The organism is Bradyrhizobium sp. HKCCYLS20291, from assembly GCF_051167715.1.
GTDB lineage: Bacteria > Pseudomonadota > Alphaproteobacteria > Rhizobiales > Xanthobacteraceae > Bradyrhizobium.
On the sequence record NZ_JBNPTO010000003.1, the window covers coordinates 80066 to 100422 of the forward strand.

The window sequence follows — 20357 nt, forward strand, 5'->3', positions numbered from 1 at the left end:
CCTCACTCGATAATGAAAAAATCGATAGTGGCGCGCACGCTATTTCGCGCCGAGCTGGTCAATCCGTGCGGTCAGGGCATCCAGCGCCCCGGACACCGCCTTCAAATCCTTCTCGAGAAGTTCGTTCTTCGCGGTGAGCTCCTTGATCCGCTCCTCCTGGAGGGCCAGCGCAGCACTCTGCTTCTGAATGGTCTGCCAGGCCGGGTCTCTGGCGAAATCGACCGTGTGAAGACACAGGACGAGCGCAGGCAGATTGTAGACACCGGTCGTCTCGCTCGTCCTGATCGCGTAGCTGCTACCCTGCGGACAGGTGATGTTGTTGCCGTTTCCGCTCCCTTGGACAGGATTTGCGAGGTAGGTCTGCGCGGCAGCGGACTGAGCGACGAAGCAGCACGTCAGCGAGATGAACGCCCACAACCGAGGATCGGTGCATCGGGTCGCCCAGGCGTAACGAATGACGGATGCAGTCTTTGATGAACTCATGGCTCCCTCTTCGGGCGGAGCCGCTTGCGCTCAACCATTCTGCCGGCAGCGACGCAGAACGATTTCAGCACGGGCCCCACACCCCCCGGGGCAAATGTAAGCCCAAGCCGAACGCCCTGTCATCCTTGCGCTGCAACGGACAGGTCTTGCAGCCATCGGTTACCACTCACCGTCGTTCGAGCTGGTCGAGGCGCGCCGTGAGCGCGTCGAGCGCCGTCGTCACGGTCTTGAGATTGTTCTCGAGCAGGTCGTTGCGCGCCTGCAGCTCGCGGGCGAGCTTCGTCAGGTCGTCCATCAAGGCGATGTGGGCGGTGATGCCATCGACGTTTGGAATTCCGCTGCTGGCTTGCGCGATCAGCGTCGGTCCCTCGGTGACGGTCCAGTTGTTTCCAGCCCGGCTGACCGTCAGCGAAAAGGAGATCGCCTGTCCGACATTCCAATCCGGAAAGTGCGCCGGATTTCTATCCGCCATGACCGTCGTCGCCAATCCAGTGACCGCTAGAGGTTCAGACACGCCTTTCCTCCCCCGAGTGCTTGCGTTCCCGCACAAATCTAGAGCGCATCCTGGATTTGAGTCAAAGGAGGGATGTTGAATCAACGGGACCGTAAAATGACCAATCCTGGTGGCGGTCGCGGCGCAGATCACGCGCCTTTACCTGTGCGGGACCGCCGATATGAGATGCGCGTCGGTCATCAGTTCGATACCGGTGGGGCGGGATGCTGCCGCTGAAGGGGAGGCAGCACCCCCGCAAGGATGAGGGCGGCATTCCGAAACTGCGGGACTATGGCCGCACGAATGCTCTAGAATCGTCAATGCGCCGCGCATTCACGCCAGGTGCCCCTCTTACGCCACGCCCAGCCTTCCCGAAATGCCGCTCGTCATCGCCGACCCTGCCATTCTGCGCGTCCTGATCGTGCTCGCCGTCACCCAGCTGATCGCCTGGGGAACGCTCAGCCTGCCGGCGGTAATCGGCCGGGCCATGGCGGCGGATCTGGAGATGGACCTGACGGCGATCTTCGCCAGCACGACGGTGCTGTACATGTCGATGGGGCTGTGCTCGCCGCTGCTGGCGCGGCCGTTCGTCAAGCAGGGCGGCCGCCGCGTCATGATCGCGGGCACGGTGTTGGCGGCGCCCGGCTACGTGCTGCTGTCGGTCGCGCAGGGGCCGCTGACATACTATGCGGCCTGGCTTCTGCTCGGTATAGCTGGCAGCGCAACGCTCTCGACCGCCTCCTACATCGTCCTCAACGAGATCGCCGGGCCGCGCGCCGGCCGAGCGATCGGCGCCCTGATGCTGGTCACCGGCCTGTCGAGTAGCATCTTCTGGCCGCTCACCTCGGCGCTGTCGGCCTATGTCGGCTGGCGCGGCACCTGTCTCGTTTACGCCGGCCTGCTGCTCGGCGTGTCGCTGCCGCTGTTCGTGTTCCTGCTGCCGCGTCGCGTCCACGACCATCTGTCGCCCGGAGCGGGCGCGGCCACGCCGACCCCTGCAGCCACGCCGGCGCGCAGCACGTTCTATCTGCTGGTCGGCGCCTCCGGCCTCAACGCCTTTGTCGCCTTCGGCATGGGGGCCGTGCTGATCGAGCTGCTGAAGGCCGAAGGCCTCTCGCCTGCTGAGGCGATCGGCTTCGGCTCGATGCTGGGCGTCATCCAGATCAGCGCCCGCGTGGTCGACTTCCTCGGCGGCGGCCGTTGGGACGGCATCGCCACCGCGATCGTCGCGGGGCTGGCGCTGCCGGCGGCGATGCTGCTGCTGATGCTGAGCCATGGCTCGCATGTCGCCATCGCGCTGTTCATGCTGATCTACGGCCTCGGCAGCGGTGCGCTCGCCGTCGCGCGTGCGACCATGCCGCTGGTGTTCTACGACAAGGCGGCGTTTGCCCGGGCCTCGGCGCAGATCGGTCTGCCGATGAACGTGTTGTCAGCGGTGTCGGCGCCGATCCTGGTCGAGCTCCTGACTCGTTACGGCAGCAATGCGCCGCTGGCGCTCAGCCTCGTGTGCTCCTGCGCCGCCGTGGCGATGCTGCTGCTGTTGCGCCAGCGCCGGCCGAAGCGGGTGGCAGCGTCGTCGTAACCACTGAGTCGCCCGTCGGGCAGCGTGCGCGACCTGACAGGGAGCGTCGCCGGGGCTCAATCGCGCTGCGCCGAACAACGAAGTTTGTGCGATCCGTCAGAGACATCAGGACGTCCGGCCCGGGCTGCACAAATTTTGATCTTTCGCTTTATCGGAAATCATGGTTGTCTCAATGCGTCCCGCCTCATCGACGAGGGGCGCTGCGCATCGTCAGGAGCGTTGTGGCGGGATGTGATGGACGTGCTGATGCCGACTGACGAGTGGCGCCGGCACGGACGGCGAAGTCGCGTGGTCCTGATACCCCGACGCTGGTATCCCGCAAGAGCAGGCTGACGCGTGCTGTTGCGCACGGTGGCCAAAAAGCCCGGTGCACCGAGGAGAGCGCGTATAAGTCGTAAGCCGTCGCGCAGGGAAGGCCGGGCAATCCGGCTGAGCCTGTGGTTCCTGCCCCGTGCATTTTTCTCGCACGGGGGCCGCAGGAATCAGCCGATGCCTGGTCTTCCCTGCACCCTCGATGCGTCGAGGGAGCTTCCTTCCAAAGCTCGGACGCCGGCTGCGTCGCGATGATGCGGACCCGTGCCTCGGGCCGTAGTCATAGTGTCATATGTTATCTGGTCCATGCGCTTCGCAGAGTATTCCGGTTGTTGTCTGCCGCAAGTTCGCGCAATCAGATGCGTTCTCGTCCCAAAGACTAATTAGTTCCGGAGCAGTGGCGGATGCACGAATAGCAAACCATTAATGTGGGCTTGGTATCGTGCATACAGTCCACGCAACGAGAATCAGAAAATGCGACACCTGACTGTCTATCAACGTCTGGCGGCGATCATCGCCGTGATGTCGATCGCACTGTTCGCCGTCTCCGCCATGCAGATCCTGATGCTGCGTGGAACCGTCATCGAGGAGCGGCAGACCATGGTCCGCAATCTCGTGGAATCGGCCGTCAAGGTCATGAGCTATTATGACGCTGCGGCGACAGCCGGAAAGATGGCGCCGGAGCAGGCGCGGCAGCAGGCCTTCGCAGCGATCGGCGCGATGCGCTGGGGACAGTACTCCGATTATCTCGGAGTCTATGGCACCGGACCCGCCGATGCCGGCGTGACCTACGTTCATGCCAACCCCAAATACATCAACGTCAACCGCTGGGACTTCAAGGACTCCACCGGCAAGCTGCTGATCCAGGATATCGTCCGCATGGCGCGGGCCGGCGGCGGCTTCGTCGAATATCAGGTGCCACGTGCCGGCGGCACCACCGAGCTCCGCAAGCTGTCCTATGTCGGCGCCTACGGCAGCGGCGACAAGATGCTGGCGATCCAAGCCGGCGTCTATGTCGACGACATCGATGCGGTCGTCTATCAGCGGACGCTGTGGGCGGCGATCGGCGGGCTGGCCGGCCTCATCGTGGCGGCGCTTGTGGCGTTCTGGCTCGGCCGCGGCATCGTGGTGCCGCTCGACCGGACCTGTGCCGTGATGGACGAACTGACCAAGGGCAATTTCGGCGTCGAGGTTCCGTACACCAGCCGCCGCAACGAGATCGGGCGCATGGCGCGCAGCCTGCAGATCTTCAAGGATCATCTCGCCGAAAGCGAGCGCATCAGGGCCGAGCAGGAGCAGTCCAAGCAGCAGGCGGCCGACGAGCGCCGCACGGTGCTGGCGCGCATCGCCGACGAGTTCGAGCGCTCGATCGGCGGCGTGATCCAGACTACGGCGAGTGCCGCCGGCGAGCTGCAGGCCTCGGCGCAGTCGATGTCGACCATCGTCGCCGGCACCAGCGATCAGAGCGCCAAGGTGGCCGGGGCTGCCGAGCAGACCGCGAGGAACGTGCAGACGGTGTCATCGGCGGCCGAGCAGCTGTCATCGTCGATCCAGGAGATCGCCAAGCAGGTGACGCAGTCGTCGTCGATCGCGCAGAACGCGGTGGAGCAGGCGACGCGGACCGGATCGATGGTCGAACGGCTGGTCCATGCGTCGCAGAAGATCGGCGAGGTGATATCGCTGATCCAGACTATCGCCGGGCAGACCAATTTGCTGGCGCTCAACGCCACCATCGAATCGGCGCGGGCGGGTGAGGCCGGCAAGGGCTTCGCGGTGGTCGCCAACGAGGTCAAGGCGTTGTCGGCGCAGACCGCCAAGGCGACCGAGGAGATCACCAGCCAGATCGAGTCGATTCGCGAGGCCACGACGTCGACCGTCACCGCGATCCGCGATATCGGCACCACGATCGGCCAGATGAACGAAATCACCGAGACCATCGCGGCCGCGGTCGAGGAGCAGGGCGTCGCGACCAAGGAGATCGCGCGCAGTGTGCAGCAGGCGGCGCAGGGCACCCAGGGCGTCATGCAGCACATCGTCGGCGTCCGCGAGGCGTCCGGGCAGGTCGGCGCCGCGGCGGCGCAGGTGCTGAGCGCAGCGGCTCAGCTCGGCAGCCAGTCGGATCAGTTGAAGAGCGAGACCGGCCGCTTCCTCGGCAACGTCCGCGCGGCCTGAGTCAGAGGCGGCGGATGGTGGGCACTCACTGTCCGCCAACAGCCGCGAGACGATCGAGCAGCGCGGCCTGCGCCGGATTGATGCGCGCCCGCGCATCGTCGAGGTCGAACCAGGCGGCGCGATCGACCTCCGGAAAGCGCTGCACACGGCCGCTGCGCGGCGGCCATTCGAGCTCGACATCGTTGCTGACGATGGCGTCGGCATCGAGATCGATCTCGGCGGCGAAGGCCTCGACCAGCTTGCCGCCGCGTTGCCTGATCTCGCCGAGCGAGATCAACGCCGCCGTGAGCTCGGTGCCGAGCTCCTCGGCGAATTCACGCCGCGCGACAGCCTCGGCGTCCTCGCCGGCGCCGAACTCGCCCTTCGGAATCGACCAGGCGCCGAGATCCTTGTTGCGCCAGAACGGCCCGCCGGGATGCACCAGCAGCACCTCCAGGGTGCCCGACGTCCTGCGGAAGGCGAGCACGCCCGCGCTGTGCGCCGGCATGGCCTCATGCCTCGCCGGTACGCTGAATCAGATCGCGCTCCCAGCCGAACACCGAGCGTCCGTCGAGATCGGGCGAAGCCGCCCGCTCGGTCGCGATGAACGCGTCGAGCGACGGGCCGGTGGCGGTGCGCTCCAGCCGGCGCGCCTGGTCGTCGAGCCGCTTCAGCGCCGCCAGCGTCTCGTCGCGCCCGAGCCTGGCATGGCCGACCGCCGACTTCAGCACACGGATGGTCTCGTCATAGACCTTGATCGGCACCGGATAGGGATGGCGATCCTTGCCGCCATGCGCCAGCGAGAACCGCGCCGGATCCGCGAAGCGATACGGCGCGCCGTGCACGACCTCGGCGACCATGGCGAGGGAGCGCACCGTGCGAGCGCCAACACCGGGCGTCAGCAGCAGTTCGGGAAAGTCGACCGGCCCGCGTTCGGCCGCCGCAGCCAGCGTGCCGTGCAGCCGGCGGGCGAACACGTCCTTCGGCCTGACGTCGTGGTGGGCGGGCATGACGAGATGCGGCAGCAGCGCCTGCGCCGGCTGCGGCGTGCTCAGCCGTTCGAATTCGGTGACGACGCGGTCGGGTCCGAGTTCGGTCAGCAGCTCGAGCTGGGCGTTACGCGACGGTGCGGCGCGCTTGTCGGTGAGATTGACGATCTCTCCCTGGGCCGGGCCGTCGATCGCGCTGTGCGGGGCGTCGACGAAGTCGGCAAGCTCGCGCGAGTGCCAATGATAGCGCCGCGCTTGGCGCGCGTCGCCGTTCATGCCCTGCTGCACGACGGTCCACTTGCCGTCGGCGGTGACGAAGAAGCCATGCAGATAGAGGTCGAAGCCGTCCTGCACGGCGGCACTGTCGACCTTGGCGACCAGCTTGCTGGTGCGCACCAGACCTTCGCCGTCGAGCCCGAGACGGTCGCTGAGCAGGCGCAGCTCGTCGGGCGTCTTGCGCGAATGCTCGCCGCGGCCGCCGCAGACGTAGATGCCGAGTTCTGGAGCCAGCGGCTTCAGCCCGCGCTTCAGCGCACCGATCACGCTGGTGGTGATGCCCGACGAGTGCCAGTCCATGCCCATCACGGCGCCGAACGACTGGAACCAGAACGGATGCGCCAGCCGGCTGAGGAATTCATCGCGGCCGTAATGATGCACGATGGCCTGGGTGATGATCGCGCCCAGCGTGGCCATGCGCGTGCCGAGCCAGGCTGGGACACGCCCGGAATGGAGCGGGAGATCGGCGCTGCCGGTGCGTCGGGCCATCGGAACCTTGCCAAGGAGCTGCGTCGCGCCAATCTAACAGATGACGCGCCGATGCGCGATCGATCCGGCGGGACGCTGCTATCCGCCCTGGCCGAGATGGCTGATCCAGTTGCGGAACAGCACCGTCGCGGCACTTTCGGCGGCCAGATCAGGCCGCAGCGTCAGCCCCGGCAGCTCGGCCGCCAGGGTCGGGTCGCGCCTGTCCTTGGTGCGCCGCTCGAACGCGTTGAGCACCGCCTCGGTGTCCGCGCTGAAATAGGATTTCGGCAGCCGCGGATAGTCGTCGCGCTGGCCGGCGAGGAAGCGCGCGATGTCGCGCATGTATTCCCGCTGCAGGGAGAGCGCGTCATATTCCGGGTGGCCCTGGAAGAACACGAACCGGCTCGGCATCGAGCGCGCGAAGATGTCGACGCCGACGTCGTCGGAGCGGGTCAGGATGTCATAGCCGCGCGCCGCCAGCAGCGGCTCGTTGACGGCATTGAGCCGCGAATGCGGCACCTTGAGCGGGGAATGGATGTCCTGCGTGAGCCAATCGTCCCGCACCTTCACGCAGTCGAAGACGCCGGAGCATTTGACGGCGAGCCGCTGCCGTTCGATGTCGTCGAGATGCAGCACGGCCGCGTGCGCCGCGAGGCAGGACCAGATCGTCGAACGGGTGTTGGTTCTCGCCCAGTCGATGAGCGAGGTCAGGTCCGACCAATACGGCTCGTCGCGCAACTGTGCGGCGACCGGCTCCGCCCCGGTCACGATCAGCCCGTCGATGCCGAGGCCCTCGATGCGGTCGATGTCGGTGTAGGACTGGGCGATGTGATTCTTGGCGGTGTTCGCGCGCGCGATCGAGGGCAGCGAGAAGCAGTGCAGGCGGATGCGGGCGTGGCGCGGCGCGGCGTGCTGCAGCAGCCGGGCGATCTGAACATCGGTCGCCTTGAGTGCGCTGTCCGGCATGTTGTTGACGAGCCCGATCGTGAGCTCGGCCGGCCGCCGCGTGCGGCCGTCGAAGTCGGCGGGCGCGAGGGCAGGGCTGGTGATCCTGCGATGCCGGTCGAACAGCAGGGTCATCGGCTGATGGCTCTATTCCGCTGCGTCCAACTGGCGCTGAGTAGGACAGGCCGTTGCGAGCGCCTGGTCGAGATCCTCGATGATGTCGTCGATGTGCTCGATGCCGATCGAGAGACGAATCGTCTCCGGCAGCACACCGGCCTTGCGCTGGTCGTCGGGCGGCATCTGCCGGTGCGTCGTCGAGGCCGGGTGGCAGGCGAGCGACTTCGCGTCGCCGATGTTGACGAGCCGCGTGATCAGCTTCAGCGCGTCGTAGAACGCCTTGCCGGCCTCCATGCCGCCCTTGATGCCGAACGTGAACAGCGACGACGCGTTGCCGTCGAGATATTTCTGGACCAGCGGGTAATAGGGGTTGTCGGAGAACCCCGCGTAGTTGACCCAGGCGACGCGCGGATCGTTGCGGAGAAATTCCGCGGCCTTGCGCGCGTTCTCGACGTGGCGCTCCATGCGCAGCGCCACCGTCTCGATGCCCTGCAGCAGCAGGAAGGCGTTGAACGGCGACAGCACGGCGCCCATGGTGCGCTGATAGACGCTGCGGGCGCGCTGGATGTAGGCGCTGCGGCCGAAATGCTCGGCGTAGATCATGCCGTGATAGGACGTGTCCGGCTCGGTGAAGGCCGGGAAGCGGTCGGCGTGGTCCTTCCATGGAAAATTGCCGCTGTCGACCAGCATGCCGCCCAGCGTGGTGCCATGGCCGCCCAGGAACTTGGTCAGCGAATGCAAGGCGATGTCGGCGCCGTAGTCGAATGGCCGCAGCAGGATCGGGGTCGCGACCGTGTTGTCCACGATCAACGGCACGCCGTTGCGATGCGCGACCTTGGCCAGTGCTTCGATGTCGCAGACATTGCCGGCGGGGTTGCCGATCGTCTCGGCGAACACGGCCTTGGTGTTCTCGTCGATCAGACGCTCGATCGCATCGGGCTGATCGCTGTCGGCGAAGCGGCCGGTGATGCCCTGACGCGGCAGGATGTGTCCGAGCAGTGTATGCGTCGTGCCATAGAGCTGCGGCACGGAAACGATGTTGCCGCCGCCGTCGGCGATGTTGACGAATGCGAAGTGCAGCGCCGCCTGGCCGGTCCCGACCGCGAGCGCGCCGACGCCGCCTTCGAGTTCGGCGACGCGCTTCTCGATCACGGCCGTCGTCGGATTCGAGATGCGGCTGTAGCGATAGCCCTCAACCTCGAGATTGAACAGAGCGGCGCCGTGATCGGCGCTGTCGAAGGCGTAGGCGGCGGTCTGATAGATCGGAACTGCTACGGCCTTGGTGGTCGCCTCCGGCTCGTAGCCGGCGTGGATTGCAATCGTCTCATTGCGCATCGGCGATCTCCAACCTCGCTGCTTGTTCAGCGAGCTGCACGTCATCCGCGAGTACCGATGTTGTACGGGGGTAGGCGTAAAGCGGTCCATAATTCGCAACAACAGCGACGAAATAACCCTAACGAGATGTGGCCGATAAACGTCGAATTAACGCGGTGCCGGAACCTGCAGGAGAGACTGAAGCTGGCGGCCGATCAGTTCGAGCGCCGGCTTGGCCTGCGGCAGCAGGGCGCCGAGCGCGTGGAAATTGTGCACCATGTCATCGTGGCAGACGTGAGCGACAGTGACGCCCGCGTCCTGGAGCCGCGCCGCGTAGGCATTGCCCTCGTCGCGCATCGGATCGAACTCGGCCGTATGGATCACGGCCGGCGGCAAGCCAGCCAGGACGGGATTGCACAACGGCGAAATGAGCGGCTCATCGAGGCCGATGTCCGCGGGCAAGTAGTCGGCGAGGTCGGCCTCCCACGTGGCCTTGTCGAGCAGATGGCCGGCTCCGAACAACTCGCGCGACGGCCATGGTCGGGAGAAGTCGAGCACCGGGCAGATCAGGCATTGCCCCGCGATCCTCCGTCTGCCGGCTGCTGCCGCGCGCTGGCATGCGAACGCCGCGAGCGTGGCGCCCGCGGAATCGCCGCCGACCACGACCCGGTCGCTGTCGATCCCGAGCAGAGCCGCGTGCCGGACGACGTAGTCGAGCGCGGCAAGGGCATCATCTACGGCTGCAGGGCATTGATGTTCCGGCGCCAGACGATAGTCGAACGAGAGCAGGCGGCAGCCGGAGGCCGCGGCGAGCGCAGCGGCGACCTTGTCATGAGTCTCGATGCTGCCCGCCACCAGCCCGCCGCCGTGAAAATAGACGAAGCCCGGGAGATGCGCGTCGGCGTCCTGCGAGGCGATTTCGCCGCCCGAGCCAGGCGTGTACATGCGGTACCGCAGGGGCCCCTCCGGACCATCGCAAGAGCCGTCGCGCGTCGTGACCGGGCCGACATCGTTGCGCGAGAACTGCATCAGCTTCGCGAGCGAGAGCCTGCGCTGCTCAGGGCTCGGCCGCTCCCGCTGCTTCGGTGCGATGGCGGCGACCATCGAAAGCAGGCGCTGGGCGCGCGGGTCGAGCGGCATGGGGGTTCCGGATTAACCAAGGCTGCGGTCATTGTGTCACCCAACCGTGAATCGATGATGAGCGGCGGCGGAAACAGGAGATCCTTAAAATTTCCACGCGAGAGCTGTAGGATCGATCGCTGTCCAATCGGAGCGCCGCCATGACCCACATCGTCAAGCCCGTCAGCTATTCGCAGACCTGGACATTCTTTGACGGGGAATGGCGCGAGGGCAATGCGCCGATCATGGGCGTGCGGACGCATGCGACGTGGCTCGCATCGACAGTGTTCGACGGCGCCCGCGCCTTTGAAGGTGTCACTCCCGATCTCGACCGCCATTGCGCGCGGGTCAATCAGTCGGCAGTGAATTTCCGGCTCAAGCCTGTGGTCGATGTGGAGACCTGGATGGGGCTGGCGCGCGAAGGCATCGCGCGGTTCGGCGCGCGGGCGGAGCTCTACATCCGTCCGATGTATTGGGCGCAGCATGGCGCCGGCGGCGGCGTGCTGTTCGATCCTGACACCACCAATTGGTGCCTGTGCATCTACGAAGCGCCGATGCCGCAGCCGACTGGAAACGCCATCACGTTGTCGCCGTTCCGCAGGCCGACCGCCGAATGCGCGCCGGTCGATGCCAAGGCCGCCTGTCTGTATCCGAACAATTCACGCGCGCTGATCGAGGCCGCCTCGCGCGGCTTCAACAATTGCCTGATGCTGGATCTGCTCGGCAACGTCGCCGAGTTCGGCAATGCCAACGTGTTCATGGTCAAGGACGGCGTCGTATTCACGCCGGTGCCCAACGGCACGTTCCTCAACGGAATCACCCGCCAGCGCGTGGTCGACCTGCTGCGCGGTGACGGCGTCAGCGTGGTCGAAACCACGCTGCGCTATGACGATTTCCTGGATGCAGACGAGATCTTCTCATCGGGCAACTTCGCCAAGGTCGCGCCGGTCATTCGCATCGATGAGCGGACGCTGCCGATCGGTCCGGTGTTCACGCGCGCGCGCCGGCTGTATTGGGACTATGCGCATCAGGTCAGGGCGGCCGCCTGAGCTAGGGGCCATACAACGGCAGCTCGGTGTCGCTGAGATCTCCGAGCCGCGGCGGCTGCGGGCCCTTGATGTACTTCCGGCCACGCCGTTCGGTGTAGATGCCGATGAGACCGCCGATCGGCCCGTTGGCGTCGATCATCACGGAGACGCAGGCACGGCGCAGCAGCAGAAGCCGGCCGACGGCGCCGGCACAACTGACATAGTCGGAGATGTCGCGGCAGTAGATCAGCTGCATCGCGGGCAATGCGAAGCGCCCTTGCCGGATGCGGACCTTCTGCAGCACCAGCGGAACGGGTCCCGTCTTCGATCGCACCACGATGCTGAGACAGCCGTAGCGCGCATGGCGGATCAGCAAGTCGGCTTCGTCCGGCGGAATGCCGTCGATAGTCGGGGCGTCTGCACTGATCTGGTCGATCCGCGAGCCGAGGCCAGCGGTCGAGAGCAGGGGCATCGAGAAGAACAGGCCCCTGCAATAGGCGCGAAAGCCCTGCGCCTCGATGATCGGCCAGGTCTGGCGGGCGGCGCTGATGTTGATGTAGGTCACCTCGGGCCGCCGCTGCGCGATCCGGGTCAGCATCGTTGCGTAGTTGCGGAACGCCGGCTCGACATACCAGCTCGACAGGTTGCACCAGATCCGGGGCTCCAAGGCCGTGCCGCGGCCGGTGTAGATCAGCAGCAGCACGCCGACGGCAGCGCCGTCGTTCTCGAGCAGATAGCCGTAGCGGGGGTAGCCCTCAGGAACCGTCCGCGTCGACTGACGTCGCAGGCCGCGGGCCCAGTAGTCGCGGGACCGCCGCGGGAAACCGCGCGTCAGCAGATCGGCGACCGGGTCCAGATCGGAATCTCCGATCTCCCGGCACCGGATCAGCGGCTTGAGCGCGGTCATGGCGTGGACTGCCGATCTCCGAGCAACGGCGGCGTGTCGTCAGGCGACGGCGTCGGCCTGCCGCTCCAACTGCAATGCATTGCGCACGCGCGCGGGCCAGCGTGCGACGTCGACGCCATGGGTGTGGAACAGGGCAACCGCCAGCCGGTCCATGCCGAAGGCGACGCAGCCGGTATGCGCCGGCGCGCCTTGCGCGTCGGCGATACCCCAGGTGGTGCCGAAATGCTCGCGGTGATAGTTGAAGCTCATGCACGCCGTCAGCTGGTCCTCCGAGCGCAGCGGCACCAGCAGCTCGAACTTCAGCGACTGCTGCTTCTGGCTGACGGCCTTCATCTGCCCGACCCGGCCGAAGAACGGATCGCTGGCATGGTCGACGCGGAACGACAGGCCGAGATCCCCAGCGATCGCCTGCGCCTTCACCATCCAGCGGTCGCGGAACGCCGAGACGTCGTCGGGCGTGCCGATGCAGACATACTCCCGCATGCGGAACGATTGCAGGCGGTCGAGATGGCGCGAGGGCTCGCGGCGGAAGCAATCGGCGGCGACGTCGAAGCGCAAGCCGCCGGCCGGCAATGCGCCGCGGCTCGCTGCGATCGGATACACTGGATAGCAGGCCGCCGGCGACAGCACGAGATCGGCTGGAGACAGCGATGTCGTCCAGTCGCCGCCTCGATCGAAACGAGCAACGGCCTCATGGATGTCGCGCTCGGTGCCATGCAGTCCACAGACGCAGCCGAGCAGGTTGGGGAAGCTCTTGAGATAGCCGGACTTCTCCAACTGGGCGCGGCTCATGACCGGCGGAAAGCGCATGACTTCGGTGCCCGGCTCGCGATGCCGCGTGATCAGGGCGCTGAGCTGGTCCACCACGCCTTCATACAGCGGGGTGCGGGCATAGACGCCGTCGGCGCCCATGCGATGAAACAGCACGTCGGTGAGATGATCGAGGGCATCGGCCGGCTGAGGAGCAATCTCGGGCGACAGCGGGAGAACGGGGATCGTCATTCTGCGAAATCCTGGGTGGAGGCAATGGCTGCGATCGGCAAGATCATTCGTAGAGCGAGGTCGGCACCGCGCTCATCAGATTCGCGGTTGCGATGTTGGTCAGGATGCGATCGTTGTTGATCATGATCGGTGCCGACAGCACGTCGCGGAGATGACGGCCGATCGAGAACTCGCCGTCATTGCGGTAGCCAGACAGACCGCAGGCCCGCATCGCATGCATCACGGTCTCGATCGCGAGCTCCGACGCCTGCACCTTCAGCAGCGTGATCGACGATTGGAAATCGAGCGACGCCAGCGCGCGCTCGTCATATTCGTGAGCGACGAACGCATCCATGTTGGTGACGATCATTGCGCGCAATCGCGCCAGCGCCATCTTCGCCGCGGTATAGTGCGCAGCCGCCGGCGGCATCTGTCCGCCGGCGCCGCGGGCTGCCTTGCGAAGGAATTTTTGTGCGCGCTGCACGGCGGCGGCGGCAATGCCGGCCCAGGCCGACGACCAGCAGAGATGCGCGAACGGCGTCATGGTCTGGCCGTGAATGCGGTCATAGGATTCGCTGAACATCCGGTCAGACGGACAGTTCACCTGGAGCGCGAAGCCGGTCGAGCAGGTGCCGCGCATGCCGAGCGTCTCCCAGCCCAGCGTGCGTGTCATGGTGTAGTCGTCCTTGGTCAGCGCCAGCAGCACCTGATCGGACGCTGCGGCGCCATCGGCGCGCCGCGCGATCGTGACCAGACCATCGGCCTCCGCGCCGTAGGAGATCACGGTGGCGTCGCGCTTGAGCGTGATGCGCTCGCCCTCATGGCCGACCGCTGCCGCGCTGGCGCGGATGTTGCCGCCGTTCTGGCCTTCGGTGGTGGAGGAGGCCATCAGCAGCTGCTCGGAAGCGATCCGGCGCATCAGCGCTTCCATATAGGCGGTGCCGCGACCGTGGCGCACCAGGCAGGCGACCTTGGTCTGATGCATGGCGAAGATCATGGCGCTGGAAGCGCAGGCGCTGCCGAGCGCGTAGCAGACGTCTGCGATGTCATGGACCGAGGCGCCAAAGCCGCCGAACTCGACCGGAATCTGCATGCCGAGCAGCTTGTGCTGGCGCGCGGCATCGATCGCGGCTTTTGGGAAACGCCCGTCACGGTCGACGTCGTCGGCCTCTGCTGCGGCCTGTGCGGCAACAGCGTTGCTGCGCTGGACGAACAGTGAGCTGCGATCGAGCAGCAGGCTATCGTCGTCGGAGGTCGGATTGCGAAGCGCGGTTCCCTGGACAGTCATGACCGATCGGTGCTCCGGATTTTGCCTTGTTTGAGAGATCGGCACGCGCATCCCGTCGCGTGCATCGATGTCCTGCACGACAACGCAGGGTATGGATTTGATTCAAATGCGTCGACGAAATTCAGCGTAAACGCCGTGGAATCCCGGGGCAGGGGTTAATTCTAAGTTGTTGCGGCTTGGAGGATTCTCTCCATGACGTTAGCGTTAAAGCCAATTCACCAATGGATCAGGGGGATCGCGTAACCTTTTTGCCAATCGAGTGCGTTACGTCTCAACGATCCGTCCGACGTTGCGTCCGGCGGATCCATTCAATCGATGATCAGAAAGGGGTCGGGCATGGCGGGTTTCGAAGGCGACGTCAGCAAGCGGATTGTCGCGCTGGTGCGTGACATCCTCGCGCAGAATTCGATCGTCGCCGATCCGGCGAGCGATGCGAAGCTCGTCGATGTCGGCCTGACCTCGATGGACATGGTCAATCTGATGCTGGCGATCGAAGCGGAGTTCGACTTCACCATTCCGCAGGAGCTGATTACGCCGGAGAACTTCCAGTCCGTCGCGACGCTCGAGCGACTCGTGGTCGGGCAGCTTGCGGGCGCGAAGGCCGCATAGCGCCGATCCGGCTGCGACCGGTCCCGTCGTCGCTGTTTTCAATTCGCAGCAAAGCTGGCATTCTCATCGCCGTTGGAGATGGGGACGTCATGACGAAGGCTGTGCTTGGCATTATCGGCGGATCGGGCATCTATGATCTGCCGGGCTTGGAAGACGCGCGCGAGGAGATGATCGCGAGCCCCTGGGGCGAGCCGTCGGCGCCGGTGCGCTGTGGAACCATCGCCGGGCTGCCGATCGTGTTCCTGCCGCGTCACGACAAGGGACATCGGCTATCGCCGTCCGACATCAATTACCGTGCCAATATCGACGTGCTGAAGCGGGCCGGCGTGACCGATCTGGTGTCGCTGTCGGCGTGCGGCTCGTTCAAGGAAGAGCTGCCGCCCGGCACGTTCGTGCTGGTCGATCAGTTCGTCGATCGGACCTACAAGCGCGAGAGTTCCTTCTTCGGCAAAGGCTGCGTCGCCCACGTGTCGATGGCGCATCCGGTGTCGCCGCGGCTGCGCATTCATCTGGCTGCGGCGGCCGAGGCCGAAGGCATCGCGATTGCCCGCGGCGGCACTTACGTCTGCATGGAAGGCCCGCAATTCTCGACCTATGCTGAGAGCATGACCTACAAGAGCGCGGGCTATTCGGTGATCGGCATGACCAACATGCCCGAGGCCAAGCTCGCGCGCGAGGCCGAGATCTGCTACGCGACGGTCGCGATGGTGACCGACTTCGACTGCTGGCACCCGGACCATGACGCCGTGACGGTGCAGGACATCATCCGCGTGCTCACCACCAATGCGGACAAGGCCAAGGGACTGGTGGCGCGGCTCGCCCGCGAGTTACCGCGAGAGCACGAGCCGTGCCCGATCGGCTCAGACCGCGCGCTCGATACCGCCTTGATCACGGCACCGGAGGCGCGTGATCCCGAACTCCTGAAGAAGCTGGACGCGGTCGCCGGCCGCATTCTGCGCGGTTGAAGGGAGGTCGGACATGAAGGTCGACGGAAAGCACTATCGCAGCATCTGGCTCGATTCCGACGGCTGGTCGGTCTGCGCGATCGATCAGCGGCGGCTGCCGCATGAGTTTGTGGTAGCGAAGATCACGACCTGCGAGGAGGCGGCGGACGCGATCCGTCATATGCTGGTGCGCGGCGCGCCGCTGATCGGCGCCACCGCGGCGTTCGGCATGGCGCTGGCGATGCGTGATGACCGCTCCGATCCCGGCATCGATCGCGCCTATGAGATGCTGATTGCGACGCGGCCGACGGCGATCAACCTGAAATGGGCGCTCGACACCATGAGCACGATGCTTCGCCGGCTGGCGCCGTCGGAGCGGCGTGATGCGGCCTATGCGCGCGCTGTCGATATTGCGGGCGAGGACGTCACCATCAATCAGGGCATTGCGGCGCACGGTCTGGCGCTGATCGAAGCGGCTGCCGCGCGCAAGAAGCCCGGTGACGTCGTCAACGTGCTGACGCATTGCAACGCCGGCTGGCTTGCGACCGTCGACTGGGGCACCGCGACGGCGCCGATCTATCTCGCGCATGATCGCGGCATTCCGATCCATGTCTGGGTCGACGAGACGCGGCCACGCAACCAGGGCGCTTCGCTCACCGCCTGGGAGCTCGGACACCACGGCGTTGCGCATACCGTGATCCCCGACAACACCGGGGGACACCTGATGCAGCACGGCATGGTCGATCTCGCGATCGTCGGGACCGACCGCGTCGCTGCCAATGGCGACGTCTGCAACAAGATCGGCACCTATCTGAAGGCGCTGGCGGCACACGACAATGGCGTGCCGTTCTATGTCGCGCTGCCGTCGCCGACGATCGACTTCGCCGTGGCCGAGGGACGGCAGATCCCGATCGAGCAGCGCAGTGCGCAAGAGGTCACCGAGATGACCGGCCGGACCGCCGATGGTCGCATCGAGACCGTGCGCATCGTGCCGCCGGGATCACCGGTGGCCAATTACGGCTTCGACGTCACGCCGGCACGGTTGGTGAGCGGACTGATCACCGAGCGCGGCGTGCTGCAGGCGGACGGCGCCGCTCTGGCGGCGGCGTTTCCGGAGCGCGCGAAGCAGACAAATTCCTAGGGCACTCGCCATTGCGAGCGCCGCGCTCGCAATGGCGGCTATGCAAGTCTCAGCCCGGTCGCGGCTTCGAGCTCGGTGATCGCCTGCGAGGCGCTGACGACCTTGATCGTGGTCATGCCCATCTCGCGCGCCGGCTTCAGATTGACGCCGAGATCGTCGAGATAGACGCAGTCGGCCGGGCTGACGCCGAGCGCCTCGGTCATCATCTGGTAAATCCGCGGATCCGGCTTGCGCAGGCCGATCTTGGCCGACTCGATCACATGATCGAACAGCGCCATGACTTCGGCGACGTAGAACGAGCGGCCGCCCAGGCTACCGATCGCGTTGGCCGGCAGATTGTTGGTGATGCAGCCGGTCTTGCATTCGGCCTTGATGCGGCGCAGCGCCTCGACCATCTCGGGGCGGAGATCGCCGGCGAGCAGCGGCAGCACTTCGCGGCCGCTCACCGCGGCGCCGCCCAGGGCCAGCGACTCCTCGGCAAACAGCCGGTCGAACGTATCGATGTCGATTTCGGCACGCTCGAACTTGGCCCAGGCGTTCTCGAGATGGTTGGCGGCGTTGGTGTTGCGGATGATGTCGACCGGATAGCCGCGCTCCTGCTCGAAGCGCGCGAACGCCTCGAACGGCGAGGTCGTCATCACGCCACCGAAATCAAAGATCACTGCCTCGACCATCGCCACCCTGTCCCTCGTTCGATCATGCGATGATCGCTAACACGGCGCGTCACGCTTGGCGATATCGTCGCCGGACGCTATTGCTGCGACCATGAAGCTGTTCACCGCGATCACTCTTGCCGCCATCATGCCGGTCTCGTCGCCGGCGCTGGCCATCGTCGGCAATGCACCGGCCGCAGATGATGGTATCGGGCGCTCGGTCATAACGATCGTCGGCTCGCGCGGCAATTTCTGCAGCGGTGCGCTGATCGCGCCGAAGTTGGTGCTCACCGCCGGCCATTGTGTGCAGCCGGGCGTCGATTACCGCATCGTGGAATACGATCGCGACCACAAGCCGGTCCTGAAGACGGTGCGACGGGTAGCGGTGCATCCCGGCTTCAGCGTGCAGGCCATTCTCGCGCATCGCGCCACCGCAGATGTCGCGCTGCTGGAGATGGAAGCCGCGGCAAAGGACCGCGTCCCGGTGGCGCTCGGTGCGCCGCAGCCGCCGCTTGCGGCCGGCAATGCGTTCGCGGTCGCAGGCATCGGCGTCGCAATTCCCGGTGACGGCAAGAGCGGTGGCGTGGTTCGCGTCGCGCCGCTGGTCGCGACCGGCAAACCCGGCACGTTGCAAATCCGGCTCGTCGATCCAGCAACCCAAGGCGCCAAGCCCGGACTCGGCGGCTGCACCGGTGATTCCGGTGGTCCCGCTTTCGAGACGCAGGCGCAAGGGCAGGTGCTGATCGGCGTGATCTCGTGGTCGACCGGGCCCAATCTCGCTGACGGCTGCGGCGGCATGACCGGCGTCACGCCACTCACGCTCTATCGCGACTGGGTGGTGCAGACCGCGCGTCAATGGGGCATGCCGCTCGGCGGAAATTGAGATCGTCCAGGACTGGCTGCGGCTCGCGCGCGGGTTGACCATCGTCGTGATCGGGTCCAGCCTGTCAGGCGAGCAAACAACAAGACCAAGCCCAAGGACACCCATGAACGTCATCGCGCCCATCCGTGAGGCTGCGTCCTCGCAGGCGACCGAACATGTCGACGTGCTCATCGTCGGAGCCGGCATCTCCGGCATCGGCAGCGCCTATCAGTTGACGAAGCAGATGCCCGGCACGCGCTTCGTGATCCTGGAAAGCCAGGACGGTTTCGGCGGCACCTGGCGCACGCATCGCTATCCCGGCATCCGCTCCGACAGCGATCTGCATACGTTCGGCTACAGCTTCAAGCCGTGGGTCGGCCCGCCGATCGCGACCGCCGAAGAGATCCTCACATACATGGGCGACGTGATCGAGGAAAACGATCTCGGCCGTCATATCCGTTACGGCCATCGCATCCTCTCAGCGAGCTGGTCGAGCGCGACGAATCTCTGGACGGTGCATGCGGTGAAGGGAGCGGATCAGGAGCCCGTCACGATCACGGCCAATTTCCTCTGGATGTGCCAGGGCTACTACCGGCATTCGAAGGGCTACACGCCGGAGTGGCCGGAGATGGCGAGCTTCAAGGGCCGCATCGTCCATCCGCAGTTGTGGCCGGAGGATCTCGATCTCGCCGGCAAGCAGGTCGTGGTCATCGGTTCCGGCGCGACGGCGGCGACCATCCTGCCGTCGATCGCCGGCAAATGCGCGCATGTCACGATGCTGCAGCGTTCGCCGACCTATTTCCGCATCGGCCGCAATGCCATCGAGATCGCCGAGGAACTGCGCCGGCTTGATATCAAGGAGGAGTGGATCCACGAGATCGTCAGGCGCAAGATCCTGTTCGAGCAGGACTGGTTCACCAAGCGTTGCCTGACGGAGCCGGAGCAGGTCAAGAAGGAGCTGATCGGCCAGATCAGTGCCATCATCGGTCCCGAACAGGCGGCCAAGCACTTCACGCCGAGCTATCGGCCGTGGCGACAGCGCATCGCCTTCGTGCCGGATGCCGATCTGTTCGAAGGCATCAAGAGCGGCAAGGCTTCCGTCGTCACCGACGAGATCGAGCGCTTCACGGAAGGTGGCATCAAGCTGAAGTCGGGCGACGAGCTGAAGGCCGACATCATCGTCACTGCGACCGGTTTCGATCTCTGCGTGCTCGGCGACATCGCCTTCACGATCGACGGCAAGCCGCTGGATTTCGCCGACACCGTCACCTATCGCGGCATGATGTTCACCGGTGTGCCGAACCTCGCCTGGGTGTTCGGCTATTTCCGCGCCAGCTGGACGTTGCGGACCGATCTCGTCGCGGACTTCGTCTGCCGGCTGCTCGCGCACATGAAGCAGAAGGGTGTGGGCAGGGTCACGCCGGCCTTGCGGCCCGAGGATCACAACATGCCGCTGCTGCCCTGGATCGATCCGGAGAACTTCAATCCGGGCTACATGATGCGCAACATGCATCTCCTGCCCAAGCGCGGCGACAAGCCGGAGTGGCAGCACAGTCAGGACTATTGGAGCGAGAAGGACCAGATCCCCGCCATCGATCTGGATGACCCGGCGTTCGTGTATGAGTGAGGCGACGTTGGATTGGTGACGAGTTACGTCCAAAAATCCGGTGTCATCCCGGCCAAGCCCTGGCGTCG

Annotated in this window: 19 protein-coding genes; 8 read left to right on the forward strand and 11 right to left on the reverse strand. The window is 65.6% G+C overall.

Annotated elements, in window-relative coordinates; all coding sequences use genetic code 11:
* Positions 1 to 39: 39 nt before the first annotated feature.
* Both ACQR07_RS08280 and ACQR07_RS08285 read right to left on the reverse strand, forming a co-directional pair.
* On the reverse strand, positions 40 to 417 hold the full coding sequence (locus ACQR07_RS08280) for a hypothetical protein (RefSeq protein ID WP_434901835.1): 378 nt from the start codon (positions 415 to 417) through the stop codon (positions 40 to 42).
* Between the two features lie 232 nt (positions 418 to 649).
* Entirely contained in the window at positions 650 to 997 is a 348-nt protein-coding gene (locus tag ACQR07_RS08285) for a hypothetical protein (protein WP_434901836.1), read from the reverse strand.
* Positions 998 to 1352: 355 nt separating this feature from the next.
* On the opposite strand from ACQR07_RS08285, the gene ACQR07_RS08290 reads away from it, so the two are divergent.
* On the forward strand, positions 1353 to 2558 hold the full coding sequence (locus ACQR07_RS08290; protein ID WP_434901837.1) for an MFS transporter: 1206 nt from the start codon (positions 1353 to 1355) through the stop codon (positions 2556 to 2558).
* Between the two features lie 786 nt (positions 2559 to 3344).
* The gene (locus tag ACQR07_RS08295; RefSeq protein WP_434901838.1) at positions 3345 to 5042 is read left to right on the forward strand and encodes a methyl-accepting chemotaxis protein; all 1698 of its coding nucleotides are present in this window, start codon (positions 3345 to 3347) and stop codon (positions 5040 to 5042) included.
* 25 nt (positions 5043 to 5067) lie between these two features.
* On the opposite strand, the gene ACQR07_RS08300 is transcribed toward ACQR07_RS08295, so the two are convergent.
* From ACQR07_RS08300 to ACQR07_RS08320, 5 genes are all read right to left on the reverse strand, one after another.
* Entirely contained in the window at positions 5068 to 5529 is a 462-nt protein-coding gene (locus ACQR07_RS08300) for an NUDIX domain-containing protein (protein ID WP_434901839.1), read from the reverse strand.
* 4 nt (positions 5530 to 5533) lie between these two features.
* Entirely contained in the window at positions 5534 to 6775 is a 1242-nt protein-coding gene (locus tag ACQR07_RS08305; RefSeq protein WP_434901840.1) for a DUF763 domain-containing protein, read from the reverse strand.
* 78 nt (positions 6776 to 6853) lie between these two features.
* Positions 6854 to 7834, reverse strand: a complete 981-nt coding sequence (gene metA / locus ACQR07_RS08310) for a homoserine O-succinyltransferase MetA (RefSeq protein WP_434901841.1) — start codon at positions 7832 to 7834, stop codon at positions 6854 to 6856.
* A 12-nt stretch (positions 7835 to 7846) separates the two neighbouring features.
* Positions 7847 to 9151 (reverse strand): O-acetylhomoserine aminocarboxypropyltransferase/cysteine synthase family protein, encoded by a 1305-nt coding sequence (locus ACQR07_RS08315; protein ID WP_434901842.1) that lies wholly within the window; start codon positions 9149 to 9151, stop codon positions 7847 to 7849.
* 147 nt (positions 9152 to 9298) lie between these two features.
* Complete coding sequence (locus ACQR07_RS08320) at positions 9299 to 10270, reverse strand: alpha/beta hydrolase (protein ID WP_434901843.1); 972 nt, start codon at positions 10268 to 10270, stop codon at positions 9299 to 9301.
* Positions 10271 to 10410: 140 nt separating this feature from the next.
* On the opposite strand from ACQR07_RS08320, the gene ACQR07_RS08325 reads away from it, so the two are divergent.
* Positions 10411 to 11298 (forward strand): branched-chain amino acid aminotransferase, encoded by an 888-nt coding sequence (locus ACQR07_RS08325; protein WP_434901844.1) that lies wholly within the window; start codon positions 10411 to 10413, stop codon positions 11296 to 11298.
* A 1-nt stretch (position 11299) separates the two neighbouring features.
* On the opposite strand, the gene ACQR07_RS08330 is transcribed toward ACQR07_RS08325, so the two are convergent.
* From ACQR07_RS08330 to ACQR07_RS08340, 3 genes are read right to left on the reverse strand one after another with little or no spacing between them, the layout of a single operon-like run.
* Positions 11300 to 12184, reverse strand: a complete 885-nt coding sequence (locus tag ACQR07_RS08330) for an acyl-CoA acyltransferase (protein ID WP_434901845.1) — start codon at positions 12182 to 12184, stop codon at positions 11300 to 11302.
* 39 nt (positions 12185 to 12223) lie between these two features.
* Positions 12224 to 13186, reverse strand: a complete 963-nt coding sequence (locus ACQR07_RS08335) for an amino acid--[acyl-carrier-protein] ligase (protein ID WP_434901846.1) — start codon at positions 13184 to 13186, stop codon at positions 12224 to 12226.
* A 43-nt stretch (positions 13187 to 13229) separates the two neighbouring features.
* On the reverse strand, positions 13230 to 14453 hold the full coding sequence (locus ACQR07_RS08340; protein ID WP_434901847.1) for an acyl-CoA dehydrogenase family protein: 1224 nt from the start codon (positions 14451 to 14453) through the stop codon (positions 13230 to 13232).
* A 336-nt stretch (positions 14454 to 14789) separates the two neighbouring features.
* Between ACQR07_RS08340 and ACQR07_RS08345 the strand changes: the two genes are divergently transcribed.
* The 3 genes from ACQR07_RS08345 (at position 14790) to mtnA (ending at position 17147) form a co-directional block, all read left to right on the forward strand.
* Positions 14790 to 15062, forward strand: coding sequence for a phosphopantetheine-binding protein (locus ACQR07_RS08345; RefSeq protein WP_434901848.1), 273 nt, complete (start codon positions 14790 to 14792; stop codon positions 15060 to 15062).
* 89 nt (positions 15063 to 15151) lie between these two features.
* Positions 15152 to 16027: an S-methyl-5'-thioadenosine phosphorylase gene (locus ACQR07_RS08350; RefSeq protein ID WP_434901849.1), complete on the forward strand. Its 876-nt coding sequence runs from the start codon at positions 15152 to 15154 to the stop codon at positions 16025 to 16027.
* 13 nt (positions 16028 to 16040) lie between these two features.
* On the forward strand, positions 16041 to 17147 hold the full coding sequence (gene mtnA, locus ACQR07_RS08355) for an S-methyl-5-thioribose-1-phosphate isomerase (protein WP_434901850.1): 1107 nt from the start codon (positions 16041 to 16043) through the stop codon (positions 17145 to 17147).
* 38 nt (positions 17148 to 17185) lie between these two features.
* On the opposite strand, the gene ACQR07_RS08360 is transcribed toward mtnA, so the two are convergent.
* Positions 17186 to 17821, reverse strand: a complete 636-nt coding sequence (locus ACQR07_RS08360) for an HAD-IA family hydrolase (RefSeq protein WP_434901851.1) — start codon at positions 17819 to 17821, stop codon at positions 17186 to 17188.
* A gap of 91 nt (positions 17822 to 17912) precedes the next feature.
* On the opposite strand from ACQR07_RS08360, the gene ACQR07_RS08365 reads away from it, so the two are divergent.
* Complete coding sequence (locus ACQR07_RS08365) at positions 17913 to 18683, forward strand: S1 family peptidase (protein ID WP_434901852.1); 771 nt, start codon at positions 17913 to 17915, stop codon at positions 18681 to 18683.
* A gap of 103 nt (positions 18684 to 18786) precedes the next feature.
* Entirely contained in the window at positions 18787 to 20289 is a 1503-nt protein-coding gene (locus tag ACQR07_RS08370) for a flavin-containing monooxygenase (RefSeq protein WP_434901853.1), read from the forward strand.
* Positions 20290 to 20357: the final 68 nt, after the last annotated feature.

What these genes read in the sequence shown, in the direction of transcription:
- ACQR07_RS08365 (WP_434901852.1), top strand. Translation starts at nt 17,913, where the DNA reads ATGAAGCTGTTCACCGCGATCACTCTTGCCGCCATCATGCCGGTCTCG.
- ACQR07_RS08370 (WP_434901853.1), top strand. Translation starts at nt 18,787, where the DNA reads ATGAACGTCATCGCGCCCATCCGTGAGGCTGCGTCCTCGCAGGCGACC.
- ACQR07_RS08325 (WP_434901844.1), top strand. Translation starts at nt 10,411, where the DNA reads ATGACCCACATCGTCAAGCCCGTCAGCTATTCGCAGACCTGGACATTC.
- metA (WP_434901841.1), bottom strand. Translation starts at nt 7,834, where the DNA reads ATGACCCTGCTGTTCGACCGGCATCGCAGGATCACCAGCCCTGCCCTC.
- ACQR07_RS08345 (WP_434901848.1), top strand. Translation starts at nt 14,790, where the DNA reads ATGGCGGGTTTCGAAGGCGACGTCAGCAAGCGGATTGTCGCGCTGGTG.
- ACQR07_RS08340 (WP_434901847.1), bottom strand. Translation starts at nt 14,453, where the DNA reads ATGACTGTCCAGGGAACCGCGCTTCGCAATCCGACCTCCGACGACGAT.
- ACQR07_RS08360 (WP_434901851.1), bottom strand. Translation starts at nt 17,821, where the DNA reads ATGGTCGAGGCAGTGATCTTTGATTTCGGTGGCGTGATGACGACCTCG.
- ACQR07_RS08295 (WP_434901838.1), top strand. Translation starts at nt 3,345, where the DNA reads ATGCGACACCTGACTGTCTATCAACGTCTGGCGGCGATCATCGCCGTG.
- ACQR07_RS08320 (WP_434901843.1), bottom strand. Translation starts at nt 10,270, where the DNA reads ATGCCGCTCGACCCGCGCGCCCAGCGCCTGCTTTCGATGGTCGCCGCC.
- ACQR07_RS08290 (WP_434901837.1), top strand. Translation starts at nt 1,353, where the DNA reads ATGCCGCTCGTCATCGCCGACCCTGCCATTCTGCGCGTCCTGATCGTG.
- ACQR07_RS08330 (WP_434901845.1), bottom strand. Translation starts at nt 12,184, where the DNA reads ATGACCGCGCTCAAGCCGCTGATCCGGTGCCGGGAGATCGGAGATTCC.
- ACQR07_RS08335 (WP_434901846.1), bottom strand. Translation starts at nt 13,186, where the DNA reads ATGACGATCCCCGTTCTCCCGCTGTCGCCCGAGATTGCTCCTCAGCCG.
- mtnA (WP_434901850.1), top strand. Translation starts at nt 16,041, where the DNA reads ATGAAGGTCGACGGAAAGCACTATCGCAGCATCTGGCTCGATTCCGAC.
- ACQR07_RS08300 (WP_434901839.1), bottom strand. Translation starts at nt 5,529, where the DNA reads ATGCCGGCGCACAGCGCGGGCGTGCTCGCCTTCCGCAGGACGTCGGGC.
- ACQR07_RS08350 (WP_434901849.1), top strand. Translation starts at nt 15,152, where the DNA reads ATGACGAAGGCTGTGCTTGGCATTATCGGCGGATCGGGCATCTATGAT.
- ACQR07_RS08315 (WP_434901842.1), bottom strand. Translation starts at nt 9,151, where the DNA reads ATGCGCAATGAGACGATTGCAATCCACGCCGGCTACGAGCCGGAGGCG.
- ACQR07_RS08305 (WP_434901840.1), bottom strand. Translation starts at nt 6,775, where the DNA reads ATGGCCCGACGCACCGGCAGCGCCGATCTCCCGCTCCATTCCGGGCGT.